This is a genomic window from Aestuariivita sp., from assembly GCF_021404545.1.
Classification (GTDB): domain Bacteria; phylum Pseudomonadota; class Alphaproteobacteria; order Rhodobacterales; family Rhodobacteraceae; genus Aestuariivita.
In genome coordinates this window covers 145,875-163,379 of the sequence record NZ_JAAWWD010000003.1, presented here as the reverse complement: position 1 = coordinate 163,379, position 17,505 = coordinate 145,875, and the positions used below count along the sequence as shown (strand labels likewise).

The window sequence follows — 17,505 nt, the reverse complement described above, 5'->3', positions numbered from 1 at the left end:
AGCAACTTGCGCTACTGCAGCTTCCTTGTTCGCAGCGATTCAATTCCTCACCCTGTGGACAAAACGCTTACAGGACGGCACGATAAGTCTCTATCATTGATTGAATATCGTGTCGGAGTACGCTTAATGGCGAAGAGCTTCCTTAATGCCACAATGAAAGCAATCAAGGCCGCTGAACGAGAGAGAGTTCGGCAAGCAAAGGCTGCTTTGCGCGATGAAAAAGCTGCCATAAGGGAGCGTGAGCGTGCCGCCAAAGCTCATGAAGCCAGCTTGAGGAGGATGGCGATTGCCGACGAACGCGAACGGAAAGCGCACGAGAAGGCGCTAAAGGCCGCCCACGTTGACACTCAAATGGCGAAAGTCGCTAGCTTAAACGCTCAGATCGAAGACACTTTTGAAGAAATAGATGGGCTGCTTGAGGCCACGCTTGAAGTCGATGACTATGTTGATTTGGAGCTGTTGCGTCTCTCTGAAAAGACAACGCCATTCGACATGCCGGAACTAGAGGTTCCATCTAATGAACCCAAAAAACCAAGGCTCCCTGATAAACCAGCGTACGTGGAGCCTCCAAAACCCAGAGGATTTTTCGGTAAGAAGAAAAAGCTGATAGCCGCTGTTGGTGAAGCCAAAAAAGAACATGAGCTCGCGATCAAGGAGTGGGAACACATGATCGCTGCCAATCAATCCAAATACGAGACCCAGTTCGCTGCATTCGAGGTGGCAGAGGCCAACCGTCTGGAACAGCTAAAGAAAGAGAAAGAGCGGTTCCGCTTAGCTATTGAAGAGCACAATCAAAAAATCGACCAATTTATATCAAACCTAGCGTACGGCGATGTTGAGGCGGTTCAAGAGTACATTGCCATGGTGGTTGAAAACTCAAGCTATCCGGATCATTTTTCGGTATCGCATATTTTCACATTTGTTGCTGAAACTGCTGAATTGCAGATGAAAGTGTCAATCCCTGCACCAGCAGACTTTCCTGCGATCAAAGCGTACAAATACGTAAAGACTTCAGACGAGATTCGAGAATTACCGCTCTCCAAAACGGAGTTTAAGGACCGCTATGGGCGTGCGCTCTACCAGGTTGCGATCCGGTCCCTGCACGAGGTGTTTGAAGCAGACCGGCGGGGGTTGATCAGAACAATCGCCCTTGAAGTCGGGTCAGATGAAAATGACCCCGCCACTGGCAAGAGTGGCTTCCTACCGTTCGTAGGCGTCAGTGCGGAAAGAAAGTCGTTCATGGAGTTTGACTTGGCCGGAGTGGTCCCACTGGCGACTTTGAAGCACTTGGGCGCTGCGATATCTAAAGACCCAGTAAACTTGGTAGCAGTTGATGTGCTTGGTGTTCGAAAATCATGAGCACTACTGGCAAGAAGTTCAACCCGCCTCCAGGATGGCCGAAACCGCCACCGCGCTGGAGACCTCCTGCTGGTTGGTCACCTGATCCAAATTGGCCACCCATGCCTGAAGGATGGGATCTCTGGGTATCGGATACGACTGACGCAGCCGATACAGCAGAGCTCCTTGAGGAAGAGCACGAGACACCGGACTCACTTTCGGATGATCCAGACGCGCTCAAAGCGGAGATTGCGGCCCTCAAAGAGCAACTCGCCCAAAGCCCAACGTCTGAAGAAGTGGTTCCTCTTGACGACGATCAAATTCTGCAGAGCATTGGAATATACCGTTACCATCATCCGCTGGAGAACGCGGCTGCGTACAAACACAAGCTTAGTGAGATCGAAACGGAAGTTGCTTCATTGGTTAAGAATTCTCGCGCAATTCGGGCCTCCAGCTCATTCACTTTTGAAAATTCCCTAGCTAGAGGACGGAAACTGTCACGAGACCTGGGAAAGTTGATGCTTCGCGCATACAACGCAGAGTGCGACAATTGTGTTCGTACGTTACGCGCAGGCAACATTCAGACCGCAAAAAAACGACTGGAAGCCTCTCGTAAAGCAATAGCAAAACTGGGTGCGATCATGGAGATGCAGATCAGCGAACAGTACCATGATCTGCGGCTGCAAGAGCTTGAACTCACTGCTGATTGGTTGATGAAGAAACGCGAAGAAAGAGAACGTGAGAGGGAAAATCGCGCGCGTATTCGCGAAGAGAAGCGGATTGAGAAAGAGTTTGCTGCGGAAAGGGACCGTTTGCTCAAGGAGAAGCTGCACTTGGAGAACGCGATTGCGGCGCTTTCTCAAAAAGGTGAGCGGAACCCTGATTTGGAAGCAAACTTGGATGAGCTGAATGAGGCGATTCTGCAGAATGACTACCGGCTTGCCAATATCAGATCCGGGTACGTCTATGTGATATCAAACCGTGGTGCCTTTGGTGAGAATGTTGTGAAGATTGGGCTCACCAGAAGGCTCGAACCGAACGATCGAATAACCGAACTCGGAGGTGCATCTGTACCCTTCAGATTCGACGTACATGCACTGTTTTTCTCAGAAGACGCGGTGACCCTTGAGAATGAGCTGCACACCCATTTTCGCGACCGGGCGGTGAACATGGTGAACAGCAGAAAAGAGTTCTTCTTTGCGAAACCCAGCGAAGTTCGGGAAGTCCTTATTGAAAAAGTGGGCAGCTTGCTTGAATTTTCTGAAAAAGCCGAGTCATTGGAATACCTGCAGTCCAATAAGTATTGGCCGGAAAGCAATAGGAGCTAGAATTGAAGTAGGTCTTTTGAAGCAGCTTGCACAGTGGCTAGTGTTGGGAACGCCAGACCAGCCACAGAAGTCGTCGCGAGTTTAGTGCTAGTTGTGGAGAGTTCCTGAAATTGCCTTTCTCGAGCCTCACTCATAAACACCCACACCACCTTCAGATTGCTCTTCAGCCCATAGTGCCGCTGATGCAGCTTCTCGTTCAAGACCTCGCGGTATAGCTGAGCAGACCGGGCCAAGGACTTCCTGGCCGAAGTTGATCGAACTGGCTCAGTGCCTCGATCCACTTCAAGCGCAAAGGCGAGATACCCACCTGGGTATTTGATAGCAAAGAGCTGGTCGGGGATAAGTGTGCCTTTCTTCAGTGGAATGGGCATGAGTACATCTTTGATCGCCAGAATGCGGGCGGCAGGAATGTACTGCAAGCCTGCGCGTCTAGCGTTGATCTCAATCGCGCTGGAGACACTCGATACCCAAAACGCGTGCCACCAATGCCCGGTGGGGCGGGTGTGGCGTTCAAGGATTTGGTGATATGACAGGTACTCAAAGCCCTTGGCGGTCAGGTCGTATACGTAGGGATTGAAGTCCGCTTTGGCTATCTGATCTTGCTGCTTGGGCAAACAGAGGTATCCAGCCTCACGCAAGGTCTGCAGGCGTCGTAGCGATGTGTCTTTGCACCGATGCGTGACGCGGGTCAACTCATACAGAAATTCGCTGCTCTGGGGCCCGTGACGGTCAATATGAGCCATCCAACGCAGTTCTCGCGGTGTCGGACGCAGGTCGGCAGAGACTTTGGCTTTGGAACGGGTCATGGCCCGCAGTGTCGCGGAAATCAGAGCTCCGGAGAAAGCCCATCCGGGTCATCACCATCATTTTTTGGCGGGATGATATCCGGCTCTTCTGGCTCTGGTTCGCTATGATCAGCCTTGGGTCGCCATGGTTCGGCATAGGCGTTTCGGCTGTGTTGCACGATAGCTTCACCGTCTTCTTTTGTGGTCTTCGGGAACTTTTCCAAAACGAAGAATGGGAAGGCAATTGGCACCGCTTTGTTGGTCAACCCGCGCAGGAAAGTGGCGAAGGTGCCCTTGGGCTGACGCTGGATCATGTCGGCGTCGGCGCTCATTTGGCTAGCCAATGCGCGAGCGTCTTTGGCTGAGACGCCGCCTGCCAGCTTGATGGAGGTATTGGCTTCCATGGCGTCTGGCAGACCGGACGATAGCTGGCCGAGGAACTGGTGGGCCATGGTGAGGCCGACCCGGTACTTGCGCGCCTGGCTCAGGATGATGCCGATATTGGCGTCAAAGTAGTCCTGCGCCTCGTCTATATAGACATGCGCGGGCAAGCGCTTCCAATCCGGGATGGTGGCGCGCTCCTGGGCGGCCTGGGCAATAAGTGCGATGAAGAAGCGCCCGAAAATCTCTGTGCCTTGTTCCTTCAGGAGCGACTTGCTGGTGTTGATAAAGATCAACTTGCCCGCATTGAGCTCGGCGAACATGTCGAACTTCGATTGCGGGTTGGAGAACATCCGTTCGAAGGTCTGGTTTTCGAGCACACCATAGAGGCGGCGCAGCACTTGTGTCTTGGTGGCATTGAACTCTTTGCTATCAAACTCGGTCTCAAAGAAGCGACGCGGTGTGCCTTCAAGCCTGGCAATGTAGTCAGCGTATTTCTCAGTACCGCCTGGCTCCAGCAGGTCTTGCAGCGTGTGTATGGTGGCGTCGGGGATGTGGAACATGAGCCGGGTGACGTACCGAAACACAACGCTTTGTTTGGCCGTCATCCCGGCGGATAGGAGTGTACCCAGCACAAAGTCGTATAGCTCAATGATGGAATTGGTTAGGCGCTCGCGTTCGAGGGCTGAATAGCCATCGAGCCGCTCCATCCCCACCGAAAACAGGTTGAGACAGACCGGGAATGCAATGTCTTCGGGGTCGATCAAGACAATTTGTTCCGGCGGCAGATGCTTGGCCGAAAGGAGGGTCCGGATTAGGTCACCCTGGCTGTCGATCACTACGACGGACTTTCGGCCCTCGGCCACGTCCGGCAGGTCTTCGGCAATCAGGTGCTGCAAGGTCTGGGTCTTGCCGTGGCCACTCCCGGCGACGATGTGCATGTGTTCAAAGCGCAGCTCGTCCGGAATGGCGAACGGGGTCTTCAGTGCGAAGAGCTCGGTGAGCAGCGTCCCCTTGAGGTAGGTCTCAACCGCCTCGTCGCCTTTGTAGTCGGCGGGGTAGATCGGGTTGGTGCGATGGGTCTGGCGCAGGTTGCGATCCAGCTGATCGCGCAGCGCTTTGAAATGATTGTATCCGGTGTCGGCAAAGAAGGGGCTGACGATCTGGTCAATGGTCGGCCCGAGTGGGGTCAAAAACTGTTCGATGGACACCAACACATCGCCTCCCATCGACGGCGCAGCCCGTGCCACGGGTGCGAGAGCCTGGCCGATGACATCCAGTGCGGAGAGGAGCATCTGGCGGTCATTGCGGGCCCGCCCCTGTCGCGCCAGCAGGTCGCGATATCGGCCACCTTCCACCGTGTTGCAAAGTTCGGGTGGCGGCGGGATGTCGGAGGACAAACCTTCGGCTTCAAACAGAGCGCGGCCAAGGTCGAAGAGCTGTACGCGCAGCGCGTCTGGTGTACCGGTTGACCAGTGGCGGGACAGCGCTGCCTCAACCTCTGGTTCGCTCAACTGCACCCGCCCGGACATCGCGTGGTTATAGAGCTGCATCGTTTCGGTTTTGGCCAGGCGTTCGAGCCGGGCCGGGCTTTCAAGCCACAAGCGCACGCCAACATAGACAGCGATGCCAAGCAGAAAGAGCGGCGTCACAATCGCGGCCAGGATCAGCAAACCGATGACGATGATCGCCGCGCCGACCAAACTGCCAAACAGATCGCCGAATTCACGACCCATCAGAACTCAACCACAAAGTCCTCGGCCAGCTCAGCGTTGTCACTGATCCACAGTTTCAGCTGCTGGAGGGCATCAAGCAAGGTTTCCTCATAGAGCTTCGCCGAGGAAGGATTGGCCAAAAGAAACCGGTCAGTCTTGCCGTTGATGAGATCATTGATCAGCAACTCGAACTTGTCATCGCGATCATCAACCTTGGCCGTGGCTGGTCTTCGATCTACCAATTTGGTCTTGAGCAGGTTTCGCTGTCTGAGGATCTGAATCTCTTCGTGAGTGAAGAGAACAGTGCAAGCGACCTCGTAGAAGGTTTTTCTGAAGAGCAGACCTCGTTTGACGGTGTTGTGTTTTAGACTGACACGCATGCGGCATTCTCAGTTTGGGTTGAATTGACAAGATCAGGACAGGAACGGGTGGGCGGTATCAGGGCGCTAGAGGGAGCCTTGTTCGCGCAAGCGAACTTTAGTCGCCAAAAGCGACTGAAGTCAGGTAGGCAATTCCCGTTAAACATTCTGCGCTGATCAGCAATGTGCACCCCTGACCCCCACACAGGACCCCCACGGGGGTTGGGGGTGTGTATGGGGGTCATGTTGACCGCGATTTGGCGGCTGGATTAACGCCCATCGGTGCGAAATAGGCTTCCGCTTTTTCAAGCGAACTGAAGCGTATGGAGCGATACCGATAGGTGCCTTCCACCAGCACCAGCTCGCGACCCGCGACGGTGATTTTTTCACCGAGCAGCTCGTCCACGGTGGTTTCGCCGCCGGGGCTGGGCAAGGAGGCGGTTTCAGCCTTGGGCTCGATTTTTGCAGTCTCATCCGAACCGCTTGTGGGTGGTGCTGGTTCAGTTCTATTCCCGTATGAGGGCCCAGCCCCCTCTAATTGCGGGTCAGTTTTCGCAGTCGCCATCGAAGGCTTATTCGCAGCGACCGCGTATGACGCCGCCATCTGTCTCCCTTGCTGTAGGGCTTGACGCGACACTTCAAGCTGATCACGCGCGACCTGGAGGGCTTGCTGCCCATATTCGGCGCTATCAACGCTGGCGCGGCCCATCTGGACGAGGGCGAGGCCGTAAAAGCCGACCATGGCCAGAATGAGGCCGGGCGCGGCCGCAAGCATCGCCTGCATCGCTCCGGCATTACGCCCCAAGCTTGATCCGGCCGACATCCCGCCAAGCGCCACAAATCCTCCAAGAAGAATCACAATCCAACTGCAGAATCCCAGGAAGCTAAACATGCCGCGCGCGGCTTCATATGAACGCATTTTCTTTCCCCCTTCTGTTATTGGAAGAAGGCTGCCCGTTTGACCGGTTTTGTGTCAATTGATTTGTGGTGCAAAAAAATCAACCAATTGGAGAGTTCGCTTTTTTGAGTTGTGCTCGCAGTACTTCGAACGCCTCTTCGACTTTAAGCTGACCGTTGTCGTGCATGAGCATTGTTGTATCGTGAGATATGCACTTCTTCTTTGTTCTTCTCACTCTAGCTCTCTTGGTTCCCGTTGCTCTTATCGCTCAGGTACGGGTCATTGATGGCGACACACTTGAGATCGTGGTCAGGGCTATCGTATCCAAGGGATTGACGCCCCAGAGATTGGGCAACGATGCGAGAGCAATACTGGACGTTGGCAATGTGGAAAAGAAGCGGCCGACGCGATGCTCGCTTTGGTCACCAACCGAGAGGTGGTTTGCGAGGAGCGTGAGAAAGACCAGTACGGTCGGGTCATTGCAACTTGCAGGGTAGGGGAGATCGATCTTGGAGTAGCGCTGGTGGCTCAAGGGTTGGCTTGGGCGTTTCGTCGTTTCTCCACCATATATGTGACCACTGAGGATACGGCTCGAAAACAAGCGTTGGGCATTTGGGCGGCAACCAATCAACCAGCATGGGAATTTAGATCAGAGCGTTGGCAAGCAGCCATAAACGCAACACCGCGCGAAGGCTGCCCGATTAAAGGCAACATCAGCCAAAACGGGAGAATATATCACACGCCTTGGTCGCCTTGGTACAACCGAACAATCATATCAGAGAGCAAGGGTGAACGTTGGTTCTGCGACGAGCTTGAAGCAGTGCAGGCAGGCTGGTGTGCGAGTATTGGCCGTAGGGGAGGTCAGCAGGCTCAAGCCTAACTGGATAGATAACGTACAAGGGCCTATGCGCGTTCGTAGCCGCGGGTGGCAAAACTCACGCTTTGTGTCTAAACAAACATTAGAAGCGGCTTAGGGACGGGCATAAGATATGAACGTAGAGATTGATCTTGGCGACATAGATGAGAACGATGACACGGCTGTTCCCGCAGACAGCCGCGATCCAGATGAATTTCTGGCCCAAAATGCTTTTCGTATCGTTTATCAGACAAACAACTTTCTGTTGCCTCAGATTCGAGACATGATCGAGAAAAGAGAGGCTATAAACCTTCATCCCGAATATCAGCGCCGATTGCGTTGGTCGGCCTCTCAGAAATCAAAGTTGATTGAGTCGTTACTGCTCAATATTCCAGTACCTCCTGTGTTTTTTTACGAAAGCGCTGCCGCGCGATATGAGGTGATGGATGGACAACAACGGCTAAACACAATTCGGGACTTTTTTGCGGGTGCTTTTGCGCTTAGCGGTTTGAAGGTTCTGACCCCTCTCAACGGACTGCGCTATCCGGTAGCACCACCACGAGTGAAGAGAACCCTTGACCGAGCCAGCTTGTCCGCGATTGTTCTTCTAATGGAAAGCGAGTCTGAGCGTCCTACTCAAGGTTCTCTGTCCCTTCCTGACATTCGGCGGCTTGTTTTTGATCGTTTGAACACGGGAGGCATGCGCCTTAATGCGCAAGAACTCCGCAATGCACAAAACCCCGGTCCATTGAACGAAGCCATTGTTTCTCTCAGTCGGTTTGACCTTTTTACTGAGGTTTTTGGTATACCTGCCTACACTGAAACAGACCCGGAGGATTATTACACCAATCCTGAGCGACAGAAAAATTCACTGTACCGCAACATGAGGGATTGTGAGCTAGTGCTGAGGTACTTTGCACTGAAAGAACCGGAAAATATCCGTGGTTCCATGAGGTCAATGTTAGACAGGGCGATGGATGTAAAGCTAACCGAAGCCGAAGCGGCAGAGGCTATAGAAGAATACAGACTACGGTTCTCTACGTTGTACGAGGTTTTTGACGGAAAGCCGTTCTTGCTTGTTTCTGAAACCGACCAGAAGCAGCGTGTATCTGCAGCGGTCTACGATGCAGCAATGGTCGCAATGAACACTCTATGGGAAAGCAGGGAAGCGATTATTGAGGACAAAGCGAACGTAAACCGTCGCATGCGTGAAGCTAACGATGATTACGACAAATATGAAATTTTGGTTGGTCGTGGAAATACTGCGGAGACGGTAAGAGCACGGATCAGCCTACTACAAGACATCCTTCAGCCAGCCTGATAGTAGAAATTTGCCAACTATTTTTGATGCCATATCAGATGATTTTCTAGCTGATCTGACTGCAATATCGGAGCTAGTGTCAGTAATGGAGACAGCAGGCAACTCTGCTAGGTCGCGAGTTGCGTCTGTGAATTCCTCAACACTTCTACTGGCTGCCCGATTCGAAGAATTCATTCGAGAGCAAGGTAGGCAATATGCGAGGGAAATGGTTAGGCTACAGGTCGATCCAAGACGATTGCCCCGAAAGCTTAGCGCTACCGCATGGAAGAGAACGTTGGAAGAGCTTGCCCGTGCGAAGATTGATACCGGCGGAACTACAGTGGCCTTGGAAACCATCTCCCGCGATGCTCGGTCAAGGATCGATGCTGTTTGCAGGTTCTTGGAAGGAGATTTGACGCAAGAGATCTATGGTCCACTGGTTCACAACGAAAGCAACATGCGCCCAACTCAGCTAAACGCTATCTTCGCGATCTGTGACCTGAAGGATGTTTGTGCCAAAGCATCGCACAAACAACCCCTTTCAGAATATTTTGAGGAGCCGGATGCAGGGCGAGTACATGGCATGCTTTTGATTCGGCTAAACGACTTCATGGAGAAGCGGAATGCCATTGCCCATTCCCTGAATCCGGGGAATTCGCCTTCTGCAGCATCCCTTTTCGATGATGTGAATTTCCTCTCTGCACTCGGTCTAAGCTTAGCTAGGACGTTGCCGGAGCATTTGCCGCAGGCCGCCTAGTAGAAATTTTTAGGTGCATGAATCATATCCTACGCACCATCCTGCCAGATCAACGAAATCAATGGGGTAGGGTGGTGCGCAAGTCCGGTGTAGATCACCGCCCGCGTTCAAAAATGAAGACTTGTGAGCGATACTTGAACCGCGACTCCTATGGCTTCTGAGGGTAGTGGGATCGGCCCATTTCCTCCATCATCTTTTCGCGGAAGACCTCGGCCGGTGTCCTCCATCCGAGGCATTTTCTGGGTGTCGCGTTTAGGCGGTCGCAGATCATTCTCAATTCATGATCTGTGACCGCCGTGATGTCGCGCTTTCTCGGGAGCCATCTTCGGGCACGTCGGTTCGTGTTTTCGACGGTGCCTTTCTGCCAAGGCGAAGAGGGATCACAGAACCAGGTTTGCGTGCCGATCTCGGCCTGAAGATGTGGCCAGCTGACGAACTCTGTGCCGCGGTCGAAGGTGATGGAACGACGCGCCATGTAAGGCAGGTCGCGCACCGCCTTCATGATCTTGCCCATGACAGGTTTGGTGCGCTTATTGGGGTTCTTCAATAGCACGGTGAAGCGACTGACACGCTCGACCAGCGAGGTCACGTTTGATTGTCCAAAGCGTTGTTTGAACAAGACAAGATCAGCTTCCCAGTGTCCGAACTGGCGACGGTGTGCGACATCATCCGGACGGAACAAGATGCTGACATCGCGGTCGAACTTGGGTTTCTGGCGCTTTCTGGCACGACGCGGTCTGCGGGCTTTGCGATGCTCGGGCAGGTACCACCACAGCTCCTTGTCCATGCCTTCCTTCGAATAGATGTAGCGGTAGATCGTCTCCTGACAGACACGAAGTTTGGCACCCTCAAAGATCATGCGGTTGCCGATCTGCTCGGGCGTCCAGCCTTGCTTGATCCGTTCGATGACGCGCTTGCAAAGGTCTGGATGGCGGATCAGCTTACGCTGCACGGATCGACGCTTATCGGTTTGCAACTGAGCCGCATGCCCGAAGTAACCTGCGTACTTCTTCGGGAAGGCATCATCCGACCAGAAGTTACGTTTGATCTCGCGAAAGATCGTCGATTTGTGACGTTTGAGGACACGCGCCATTTCCGCGACAGGGACCTTTGCAAGCCACCAGTCTTCGATCCTACGACGCTCTTGAAGTGAAAGTTGCGTGTAAACGGCTCCCATGCGATATTACTCCTATTAGATAACTCGTTGTTTTCTAATAGGAGTCGCACTTCAAAGTAGCGCGCGCCCTTTCGCACGCCGACAGCGCATAAGGCGCTTTATGTTTTTTCTTCCAGCCTAAATGGTGTGCCGTAAACCACGACCTCACAGCCACCATCGACGACAGACGGATGCGAAATTCGAACCGCACAAGCACCATCCCAGCCATTTTTCTCAAGATGGTCTTTGAGTTTTTCGAATGCGGCTGAGACACTTTCCGTGACCAGTGCGTCATAGTGTTTTAGTCGCCCACCAACTAAGTTTCGTATGTTTTCCTGGACGTCTTTCACAACGTTTGAAGCCTGGGTGTGGGTGACAAAGATGGCCGATCCAAAAGTGTAGTTTCCGGTCAACAAAACTGGCGGGCTATCCATAGTGAAGACTAGAGGCCTTTTGCTAGTCATTGCTCTTCTCATGCCGAATAATGACTTCCTGCCGCCGTCTAAATAGTCCAAACGGGCGGATAACCAGAAGCGCCAACAAAACGAGCAACCCTATCAAGACTGCTGAGGGCAGGTTGTAACGAGCCATGGCAACTTGCCAGCTGATTTCTCCGCTAGTAACCCCGTTGAACGTTTGATAGGCAAACTGCGGGTCTAAAAGGCCAAAGAATGTAGTGGACAGGAGTAGCTCTGAGGCAAGCTCTTGGTTCCTGCTAATCGAGATATCTTGAAGCGCATCGTTCAAAGTCGCCGGTCTGTAGTTACTACCGTTCACGTACGCCGCTACAGTGTTGCGTGCACTCTGATCGGTGATTTGCCTGAGATAGTTGATGGTATCTGGCAAGTCTTCTTCATTGACAGTTGCCAGTATTTTCCGGGTCGATAAGTCATCGATAATTCTGAGGGATTGTAAATCATCTGGTGAAAGAAGCGCGGCCTTACGGATCAAGCTTCCTTCGTTTAGACTTAGAATGTAGGATAGTTGGTCTTGGGTAAGATCATCTGGTTGTTTGAACTGATAGAGGCGATGTTGTGCTACCGCTGAGATATCAGTGCCAGCTTTGCGTTGCCACGATATAGCTGTGCTAACAGAGTCTGTTGCTCTGGCGATAGCACGAGCTGAATCTGTAAGAGCTACGACATCAGCCATTTGATTGCCATTAAGAATATCATTCAAGCCTTCTTCGCCTTCTAGCTCGACAATTATTGCGATAGCATCTCTGATTGGGAGAAGGTCGTCTTCGTTCGTAAATTGGTCAAGGTATCCGGAAAATAGAGGATTCGCTTCCCGCAAAGTTAGGACGAGCTGATTAGCTTGAACGAATGATCGCCAAGACTCCATTGAGCCGCGCGCAACATCGGCTGAGATGTTGTCGAGTTGCTGACTAATTTCTTGTTCGATCTCTGAGGAGATTTCATCTTGCAAATTAGCAACGATCTCAGAGCTACTCATATTTTCCACAATTTCAGGGATCGCACCGTTTCCTTCAAATAGGACTTCATAACCAAGAAGTGCCCAGCCCAGACCTGGTATTGCTCTCGCAGCAATCTTACCGCCAATGCGCCCAGCTATACGACCTGCGATGCGGCGCACTACTTGCCGTCGCACAGTTGCAATGACGACAAGTAGTGCCCCGGTGATGGCTGCGACAGGGACACCTGTTTGACCTGCTTCTCCTGTAGATGTCGGTACACTCACATCAATTTCTTCCATGTGTGCGCCGACCGCCCCTTGAATGATGGGGGGATAATTCACATTGAGGAAATCTGAAAAACAAACGCCTAGTGTTTCAGAAATATCTTGTGAGCGGACTTCGAAAAAATCTAATAGGTCTTCGACAGCTAGATTTACGACTTCCTCAAAGCCGGACTCTACTCTCGTATTTGAGAATGTTTGATCTGCTATGGTATTGGCGGCTTCACGCGCTCTTTCCTCTGACCAACCAGTTAGGCGGCGGGGTAAAAGTCCTCCTGGCCTATAGTCGTCTCCTGCGGATTGTGCAGAAGAAGCAATTCGGCCTGTCATTCCAACCTGCCGCCAGGCATTGCGGACCGCTATTCTGTAGTCAAAGGTTTCATGTGCTTCGCGGTATCCGTCACGAGCGCGCTGTTGAAGGGCTGTAAAAAGGACATCTTCGCTATCCGATGTGCAGCTTTCGAGGCTCTGAGCAGAGACCTGTGTTGGATAGATTGGAGTAATAAAGAGCGAGAAAATTACAAAGGCGCTTACAAAGTTTTTAATCATCAGTTTCCGAATCTCTTCATTCTGGGCTGGCTTAGTTCAACTGGGTTTACGCTAGCCGTCATTCAGCGCCATGGCGAGGCCAAAGGTGGTCAGAATGTAAGGCGCGACGACTCCGGGTAGCCATAGCGCCTCGTATTCGTGCTTCAGCAACCTTCGCGGCTCATCTGGCGTTCAACTTCGCTCGAGCGGCGCTCGACGTTGAACGCCCTAGTACCGATGTCGATGCAGTTTTCGATGCCACTGAATAGGCAAACGCCGGTTGTGCAGATCAGGAAGACCGGCACTTGTTCCGATTCGTCTGCTTCGTTGGCCACGGCGATGCATGTGAACAGTGACAGCAGCGTGCCGGGGTACTGTTCGTACAGTCGAGACTTCTCGTTCTCGAGGCTCTGCTGTTGTCTTTCCAACTGGGAGCAGCTCTGAGCGAAAGAGGGCAGGGGTGCACTGGCAATCGAGATAGATGCACAGGCGGCGAGGATCGACTTTAGTTTCGGCATTGGAGCCTCCTTGAACACTTTTGCAGTTGGTAAAGGCTCGCGTTTTCAACGTGCTTCTCGTAGTCACGTTGATGCACGCAATTGCACGGTGGATCGCATGTCGCAGGATTCGTCTGGTAAGTTTCTTCGCTACCTAGTCCAGGTACGCGGGTGGTCGGTGAAGGAGTTTATCGGGAAGCTTGAACAGGCAGCAGTCGATGCCGACGAGGTTTTCGACAATCTGGCACCAGGCCGTGTGGCCGATTGGTTTGTTAACGGGCCGCCGTCAAACGGCACCCGGCACAGGGCGCTACTCGCTTGTTTCAACATTGTGCCCGGTTCTACGGAGCATGAAATTTTGTTAGGATTGCGTCCTTGGCACGGGGTTGGGCACACTCTGGCTAACTGGTTGCACGCGCTGCCTGCGAGGGTCGATAACACCATCCTCAGACCAAAGAATTGGCGCGGCCTCCAGCCCCCAGCGGAAGGTAGCGTCGATGAAAGGAAGATAGTTCCACTCGGTGGGATGCTGGACTTGCTAATCCCATGTAGCACAGATTGCCTACTATTTGTCTTCAACCACTCTTATCCTGACAATCAAACCGTTATGCTGCATCCAGGCCATTCTTGGGGAGAATGCCGACACGAAAAGATAGGTGCACAGATCGTAATACCCAGCAGTCTACTTGACGAGCGAGAGAAGGGTTTTGCAATCGGCCCCCCTGTTGGGCCGAACGATTTGTTTGTAGTATCTTTTTCGGATGAATCTCAGGTCCTAGACTTGTACGAGCAGAATTTTCCGGTTCGAGATATACGCGGTGATAGCCTAGCTAAAGAGCTTTCTCAGTTTTCTAAGGAAGTAGAGGCTGTTTTTGTCAGCCGCTATCGTATTGAAAGCGTGTAGGATGTCTCAGCCTAAGCGAACCGCTCTTCTTGTAGGTAATTCTCAATACTCCGAGCTAGCCTATCTCAAGAATCCTGTGAACGATATCAAGATAGTATCAGACAGCTTGAAATCTGTTGGATACGAGGTTTTTGTGGTGCCAGATGTTGATATCGATAGGATGCTTGAACTTTGCGTTCAGTTTTCTGAGAAAGTGAGACTGCTCCCACCGGATTCCGAAGTTATTTTCTACTATGCTGGGCACGCTATCCAACATATGGGCGAAAACTACCTTTTACCCATATCAATGCGAGAGAAGGACGTGCAGTGGCTTGACCGGTCAGCTGTTTCGCTGACTTGGTTGCAGAGTAAGCTGGTTGTTCCAAGTGTCCCGCATACTCGGATGATTTTTGTTGATGGGTGTCGAAACTACCCGTTTACAGCACAAGTGCGAGGAGGGCACAGAGGCCTTGCGGCTTCAAGTTCACCTCAAAATACCTTGATCGCTTATTCTACCTCCCCTGGTCAGGTGGCGTTAGATGGTCTTGGACAACATAGCCCTTACGCTGCATCACTTTGCCAGAATATAGGACAGCATCGTGAGCCTATTGAGGTTATATTGCGTCGCGTTCGCAATGACGTTCATGCAGTTACCAGTGGTGCACAAGTACCCTGGGACCATTCTGCGCTCATGAAAGAGGTAGTATTTGAGAAGGCAGAGGCGACGAGTGATAATGCTTTATCGCGACAAGCAATGCGTAGTGTTCAGGAGCAAGGACTAGGTCGTATCGTACCGGATTTCTCGCGTGAGGGGCATCTAATCCACAAACTGAAGGCAAGGGATAATACTGGGCGTTGGGCTTATTACTTTGTACATGTTGCCAAAGACCGTGAACAAGAGTTTATGAGTGCAATTGAATCAAAGGGTGTGATTGATCTTGAGGATTTTGGAACAGTAGTCGCTAGCTGCTATGGTGAGCAACCCAGCCACGAAGTCATAGATTTCCTAAGGACAACATATGGTTTTGATTTGCCCTACCCGAATAAACAGCCGACACTGGACTTCAGTCAAATAGATGACAACAAACGTGTAGCACCGCGCAAAACAAGGTTTTCTCGACTAGTATGTTTCATACGAGGTCGATTTAGGTCGTAAAATCTTTTAATCAGCTCTGGTAGTGCTTATGAATGACGCAGTTACGGTGTTTCGAGTTTGGAAACTTACGAAGTCATTTATCCAAAACGGTCGTTTTTCTGGTGTCATAAACGTATGAGTTTTGGCATGTTAGAAATTGATATTTGTTAATAGGGAGATCGAGCAACCACTGCGATTTCCACCAGAAACTGCCAGCTGGGTCGCGATCTTCCCACTATTCGTCTTGGGAGGCATCGCCAGCCCAACTTTTGACAGTTGATTGAAGCTTTTGGTTGGCAACCTTTAGAGCTTTGTCCTTCACTCCCTTGGCTTTCCCTTTTATACGCTCCCAGCGAGAGGGATCGTCTTCTGGTGGTTGGAGGTCGCCATTGTCTTCTCCAGGGGCTTCTCTTGTTCGAAACGGAATGACTCGAGCCTTAGCGAAGGCTTCGTCGTAACTGTCCGAGCTATCAATTGCTTCCGCAATTTCATCAATTCTACCCGCTAACAATGCTTCCGAAGTTATAAAATCGAAGAGGGCCTCCTCACCTTCTGAGCCTGCTAGCCTATTATTTTCATTGGTATGATGCCGAAGCTGATCAATCAGGGCCGTTTCGCTCACAGACGACAGCCTCAATTCTTCTCTCGATGTCTCGGTTGAAATTCGCGTCCACAACCAAACACCCAAGCCGCCAACCAAAAGTCCAATGACGAACGGTAGTATGATAGAAACTTGCTGTGCTAGTGCACCCATGATGAAACACCGTTCTTCCAGTTTGTTATGGTGTGAATGCTTTGCCAAAAGCACCGGGAAAGCAAGAGTTCCCAGCACCAAAGCCCTGTTAACGATCCGAAAGAATGAACTCGTTTGACAATCTCGTTCAAAATTTCGCACTCCAAGAGCGGACTTCGCGCGTACGTCAGCACTGCACGCACATGGGACAAATACCCCCTGCCAAAACCCCTCGGCCAAAAACGGTGCATTTTGACCGCCCCGCTCGGCCTGCACGCGATCAAGCACTTTAGCCGTATCAGAAACCCGGATCAGAACGTCTGAGGTTTTGGGACGTTTCTACGTCCGTGCAAAAATCACGACTCTTGGGCGCGGGACCGACCTACCATGATTTCAACGGGATATGCCGTGCAGAAGTCGCGTTCGGAAACGACCACGTAACACAATTAGTAATTCTGTTTGCTCCGAGCCCAGCCTAGGTAGGGTAGGGGTGTGAATATCCTGCGATCTTTCCTCGCGCAATAAACACTATTCGGGTATAGTGTTTATGTGAGCGAAATGACCCTCTATGACCGTGATGGCAATCGCCTCTACCTCAACGCTGAGGAGAGGGCAGATTTCCTTGCCGCTGCGCGTCGGATGCCTGCCCGCGACCGTACCATCTGCGAGACCCTGCACTATACCGGGTGCCGTCCTTCTGAGCTGATCGAGCTGACGCCCGCTCGGGTGGACTTGGCCGGGGGTACAGTGGCGATCCGCAGCTTGAAGAAGCGCAAGGATGCGACCGGCAAGCAGAAGGTGGTCTATCGCACCGTGCCAGTTCCGCCGGATTATCTCGACACACTGAACACAGCCCACGGTATTCGTGAGGCCCAGAAGTCGCGCAAACTGGCAAGCGTGCCGATTTGGTCGATCAAGCGCGTGCGGGTTTGGCAGATCGTCAAAGGCGTCATGATCGAGGCGGGTATTCCTGATGCGCCGCATCGAAGTCCAAAGGGGCTACGGCACGGGTTCGGGATTAACGCCACGGTCAACGGCATTCCGCTGCACATGGTTCAGAAATGGATGGGTCATGCGCAGCTCAGCACCACGGCGATCTATGCCGACGCGGTGGGCAAGGAAGAGCAGGACATAGCCGCCAGGATGTGGGGGTAGGGG

At 52.2% G+C, this 17,505-nt stretch carries 17 protein-coding genes; 8 read left to right on the top strand and 9 right to left on the bottom strand.

What is annotated here, in order from left to right; genetic code table 11:
* Window positions 1-126 precede the first annotated feature (126 nt).
* Both HEP69_RS03065 and HEP69_RS03060 read left to right on the top strand, forming a co-directional pair.
* Window positions 127-1,359, top strand: coding sequence for a hypothetical protein (locus HEP69_RS03065; RefSeq protein WP_290557051.1), 1,233 nt, complete (start codon window positions 127-129; stop codon window positions 1,357-1,359).
* On the top strand, window positions 1,356-2,666 hold the full coding sequence (locus HEP69_RS03060; RefSeq protein ID WP_290557050.1) for a DUF4041 domain-containing protein: 1,311 nt from the start codon (window positions 1,356-1,358) through the stop codon (window positions 2,664-2,666). Before HEP69_RS03065 ends, HEP69_RS03060 begins: the two co-directional genes overlap by 4 nt.
* Here the strand turns inward: HEP69_RS03060 and HEP69_RS03055 are convergent.
* The 4 genes from HEP69_RS03055 to HEP69_RS03040 form a co-directional block, all read right to left on the bottom strand.
* Window positions 2,663-3,472: a replication-relaxation family protein gene (locus HEP69_RS03055; protein WP_290557049.1), complete on the bottom strand. Its 810-nt coding sequence runs from the start codon at window positions 3,470-3,472 to the stop codon at window positions 2,663-2,665. The two genes, HEP69_RS03060 and HEP69_RS03055, sit on opposite strands and share 4 nt — an antisense overlap.
* A 20-nt stretch (window positions 3,473-3,492) precedes the next feature.
* Window positions 3,493-5,568, bottom strand: a complete 2,076-nt coding sequence (locus tag HEP69_RS03050) for a type IV secretion system DNA-binding domain-containing protein (RefSeq protein ID WP_290557048.1) — start codon at window positions 5,566-5,568, stop codon at window positions 3,493-3,495.
* On the bottom strand, window positions 5,568-5,927 hold the full coding sequence (locus tag HEP69_RS03045) for a hypothetical protein (protein ID WP_290557047.1): 360 nt from the start codon (window positions 5,925-5,927) through the stop codon (window positions 5,568-5,570). Before HEP69_RS03045 ends, HEP69_RS03050 begins: the two co-directional genes overlap by 1 nt.
* Window positions 5,928-6,147: 220 nt before the next feature.
* Window positions 6,148-6,825, bottom strand: coding sequence for a hypothetical protein (locus tag HEP69_RS03040; RefSeq protein WP_290557046.1), 678 nt, complete (start codon window positions 6,823-6,825; stop codon window positions 6,148-6,150).
* 301 nt (window positions 6,826-7,126) lie between these two features.
* Between HEP69_RS03040 and HEP69_RS23690 the strand changes: the two genes are divergently transcribed.
* The 3 genes from HEP69_RS23690 to HEP69_RS03030 all read left to right on the top strand — a co-directional run bounded on the left by HEP69_RS23690 (window position 7,127) and on the right by HEP69_RS03030 (window position 9,717).
* Window positions 7,127-7,684, top strand: a complete 558-nt coding sequence (locus HEP69_RS23690; protein ID WP_366111295.1) for a thermonuclease family protein — start codon at window positions 7,127-7,129, stop codon at window positions 7,682-7,684.
* 109 nt (window positions 7,685-7,793) lie between these two features.
* Window positions 7,794-8,981 (top strand): DUF262 domain-containing protein, encoded by a 1,188-nt coding sequence (locus tag HEP69_RS03035; protein ID WP_290557045.1) that lies wholly within the window; start codon window positions 7,794-7,796, stop codon window positions 8,979-8,981.
* 10 nt (window positions 8,982-8,991) lie between these two features.
* Window positions 8,992-9,717: a HEPN domain-containing protein gene (locus HEP69_RS03030; protein ID WP_366111294.1), complete on the top strand. Its 726-nt coding sequence runs from the start codon at window positions 8,992-8,994 to the stop codon at window positions 9,715-9,717.
* Between the two features lie 148 nt (window positions 9,718-9,865).
* Here HEP69_RS03030 and HEP69_RS03025 read toward each other — a convergent pair whose 3' ends face one another.
* The 4 genes from HEP69_RS03025 to HEP69_RS03010 form a co-directional block, all read right to left on the bottom strand.
* Entirely contained in the window at window positions 9,866-10,894 is a 1,029-nt protein-coding gene (locus HEP69_RS03025; RefSeq protein ID WP_290557044.1) for an IS30 family transposase, read from the bottom strand.
* 98 nt (window positions 10,895-10,992) lie between these two features.
* On the bottom strand, window positions 10,993-11,337 hold the full coding sequence (locus HEP69_RS03020) for a heavy metal-binding domain-containing protein (RefSeq protein ID WP_290557043.1): 345 nt from the start codon (window positions 11,335-11,337) through the stop codon (window positions 10,993-10,995).
* A complete protein-coding gene (locus tag HEP69_RS03015) occupies window positions 11,330-13,120 on the bottom strand; it encodes a hypothetical protein (RefSeq protein WP_290557042.1) in 1,791 nt (596 codons plus the stop codon). Before HEP69_RS03015 ends, HEP69_RS03020 begins: the two co-directional genes overlap by 8 nt.
* A gap of 143 nt (window positions 13,121-13,263) precedes the next feature.
* Window positions 13,264-13,617: a hypothetical protein gene (locus tag HEP69_RS03010; RefSeq protein WP_290557041.1), complete on the bottom strand. Its 354-nt coding sequence runs from the start codon at window positions 13,615-13,617 to the stop codon at window positions 13,264-13,266.
* 10 nt (window positions 13,618-13,627) lie between these two features.
* On the opposite strand from HEP69_RS03010, the gene HEP69_RS03005 reads away from it, so the two are divergent.
* Both HEP69_RS03005 and HEP69_RS03000 read left to right on the top strand, forming a co-directional pair.
* On the top strand, window positions 13,628-14,500 hold the full coding sequence (locus tag HEP69_RS03005; protein WP_290557040.1) for a hypothetical protein: 873 nt from the start codon (window positions 13,628-13,630) through the stop codon (window positions 14,498-14,500).
* A 1-nt stretch (window position 14,501) separates the two neighbouring features.
* The gene (locus HEP69_RS03000; protein ID WP_290557039.1) at window positions 14,502-15,635 is read left to right on the top strand and encodes a caspase family protein; all 1,134 of its coding nucleotides are present in this window, start codon (window positions 14,502-14,504) and stop codon (window positions 15,633-15,635) included.
* A gap of 214 nt (window positions 15,636-15,849) precedes the next feature.
* Here the strand turns inward: HEP69_RS03000 and HEP69_RS02995 are convergent, their stop codons facing one another.
* Window positions 15,850-16,368 (bottom strand): hypothetical protein, encoded by a 519-nt coding sequence (locus tag HEP69_RS02995; RefSeq protein WP_290557038.1) that lies wholly within the window; start codon window positions 16,366-16,368, stop codon window positions 15,850-15,852.
* Window positions 16,369-16,905: 537 nt separating this feature from the next.
* Between HEP69_RS02995 and HEP69_RS02990 the strand changes: the two genes are divergently transcribed.
* Window positions 16,906-17,502 carry a site-specific integrase gene (locus HEP69_RS02990; protein WP_290557085.1) on the top strand — a complete coding sequence of 199 codons (597 nt, stop codon included), beginning with the start codon at window positions 16,906-16,908 and terminating at the stop codon, window positions 17,500-17,502.
* Window positions 17,503-17,505: the final 3 nt, after the last annotated feature.

Coding starts and splice junctions, on each gene's coding strand:
- HEP69_RS03010 (WP_290557041.1), bottom strand. CDS start 13,617: ATGCCGAAACTAAAGTCGATCCTCGCCGCCTGTGCATCTATCTCGATT.
- HEP69_RS03055 (WP_290557049.1), bottom strand. CDS start 3,472: ATGACCCGTTCCAAAGCCAAAGTCTCTGCCGACCTGCGTCCGACACCG.
- HEP69_RS03050 (WP_290557048.1), bottom strand. CDS start 5,568: ATGGGTCGTGAATTCGGCGATCTGTTTGGCAGTTTGGTCGGCGCGGCG.
- HEP69_RS03035 (WP_290557045.1), top strand. CDS start 7,794: ATGAACGTAGAGATTGATCTTGGCGACATAGATGAGAACGATGACACG.
- HEP69_RS03015 (WP_290557042.1), bottom strand. CDS start 13,120: ATGATTAAAAACTTTGTAAGCGCCTTTGTAATTTTCTCGCTCTTTATT.
- HEP69_RS03040 (WP_290557046.1), bottom strand. CDS start 6,825: ATGCGTTCATATGAAGCCGCGCGCGGCATGTTTAGCTTCCTGGGATTC.
- HEP69_RS03060 (WP_290557050.1), top strand. CDS start 1,356: ATGAGCACTACTGGCAAGAAGTTCAACCCGCCTCCAGGATGGCCGAAA.
- HEP69_RS03025 (WP_290557044.1), bottom strand. CDS start 10,894: ATGGGAGCCGTTTACACGCAACTTTCACTTCAAGAGCGTCGTAGGATC.
- HEP69_RS03020 (WP_290557043.1), bottom strand. CDS start 11,337: ATGACTAGCAAAAGGCCTCTAGTCTTCACTATGGATAGCCCGCCAGTT.
- HEP69_RS02990 (WP_290557085.1), top strand. CDS start 16,906: ATGACCCTCTATGACCGTGATGGCAATCGCCTCTACCTCAACGCTGAG.
- HEP69_RS03065 (WP_290557051.1), top strand. CDS start 127: ATGGCGAAGAGCTTCCTTAATGCCACAATGAAAGCAATCAAGGCCGCT.
- HEP69_RS02995 (WP_290557038.1), bottom strand. CDS start 16,368: ATGGGTGCACTAGCACAGCAAGTTTCTATCATACTACCGTTCGTCATT.
- HEP69_RS03000 (WP_290557039.1), top strand. CDS start 14,502: ATGTCTCAGCCTAAGCGAACCGCTCTTCTTGTAGGTAATTCTCAATAC.
- HEP69_RS03045 (WP_290557047.1), bottom strand. CDS start 5,927: ATGCGTGTCAGTCTAAAACACAACACCGTCAAACGAGGTCTGCTCTTC.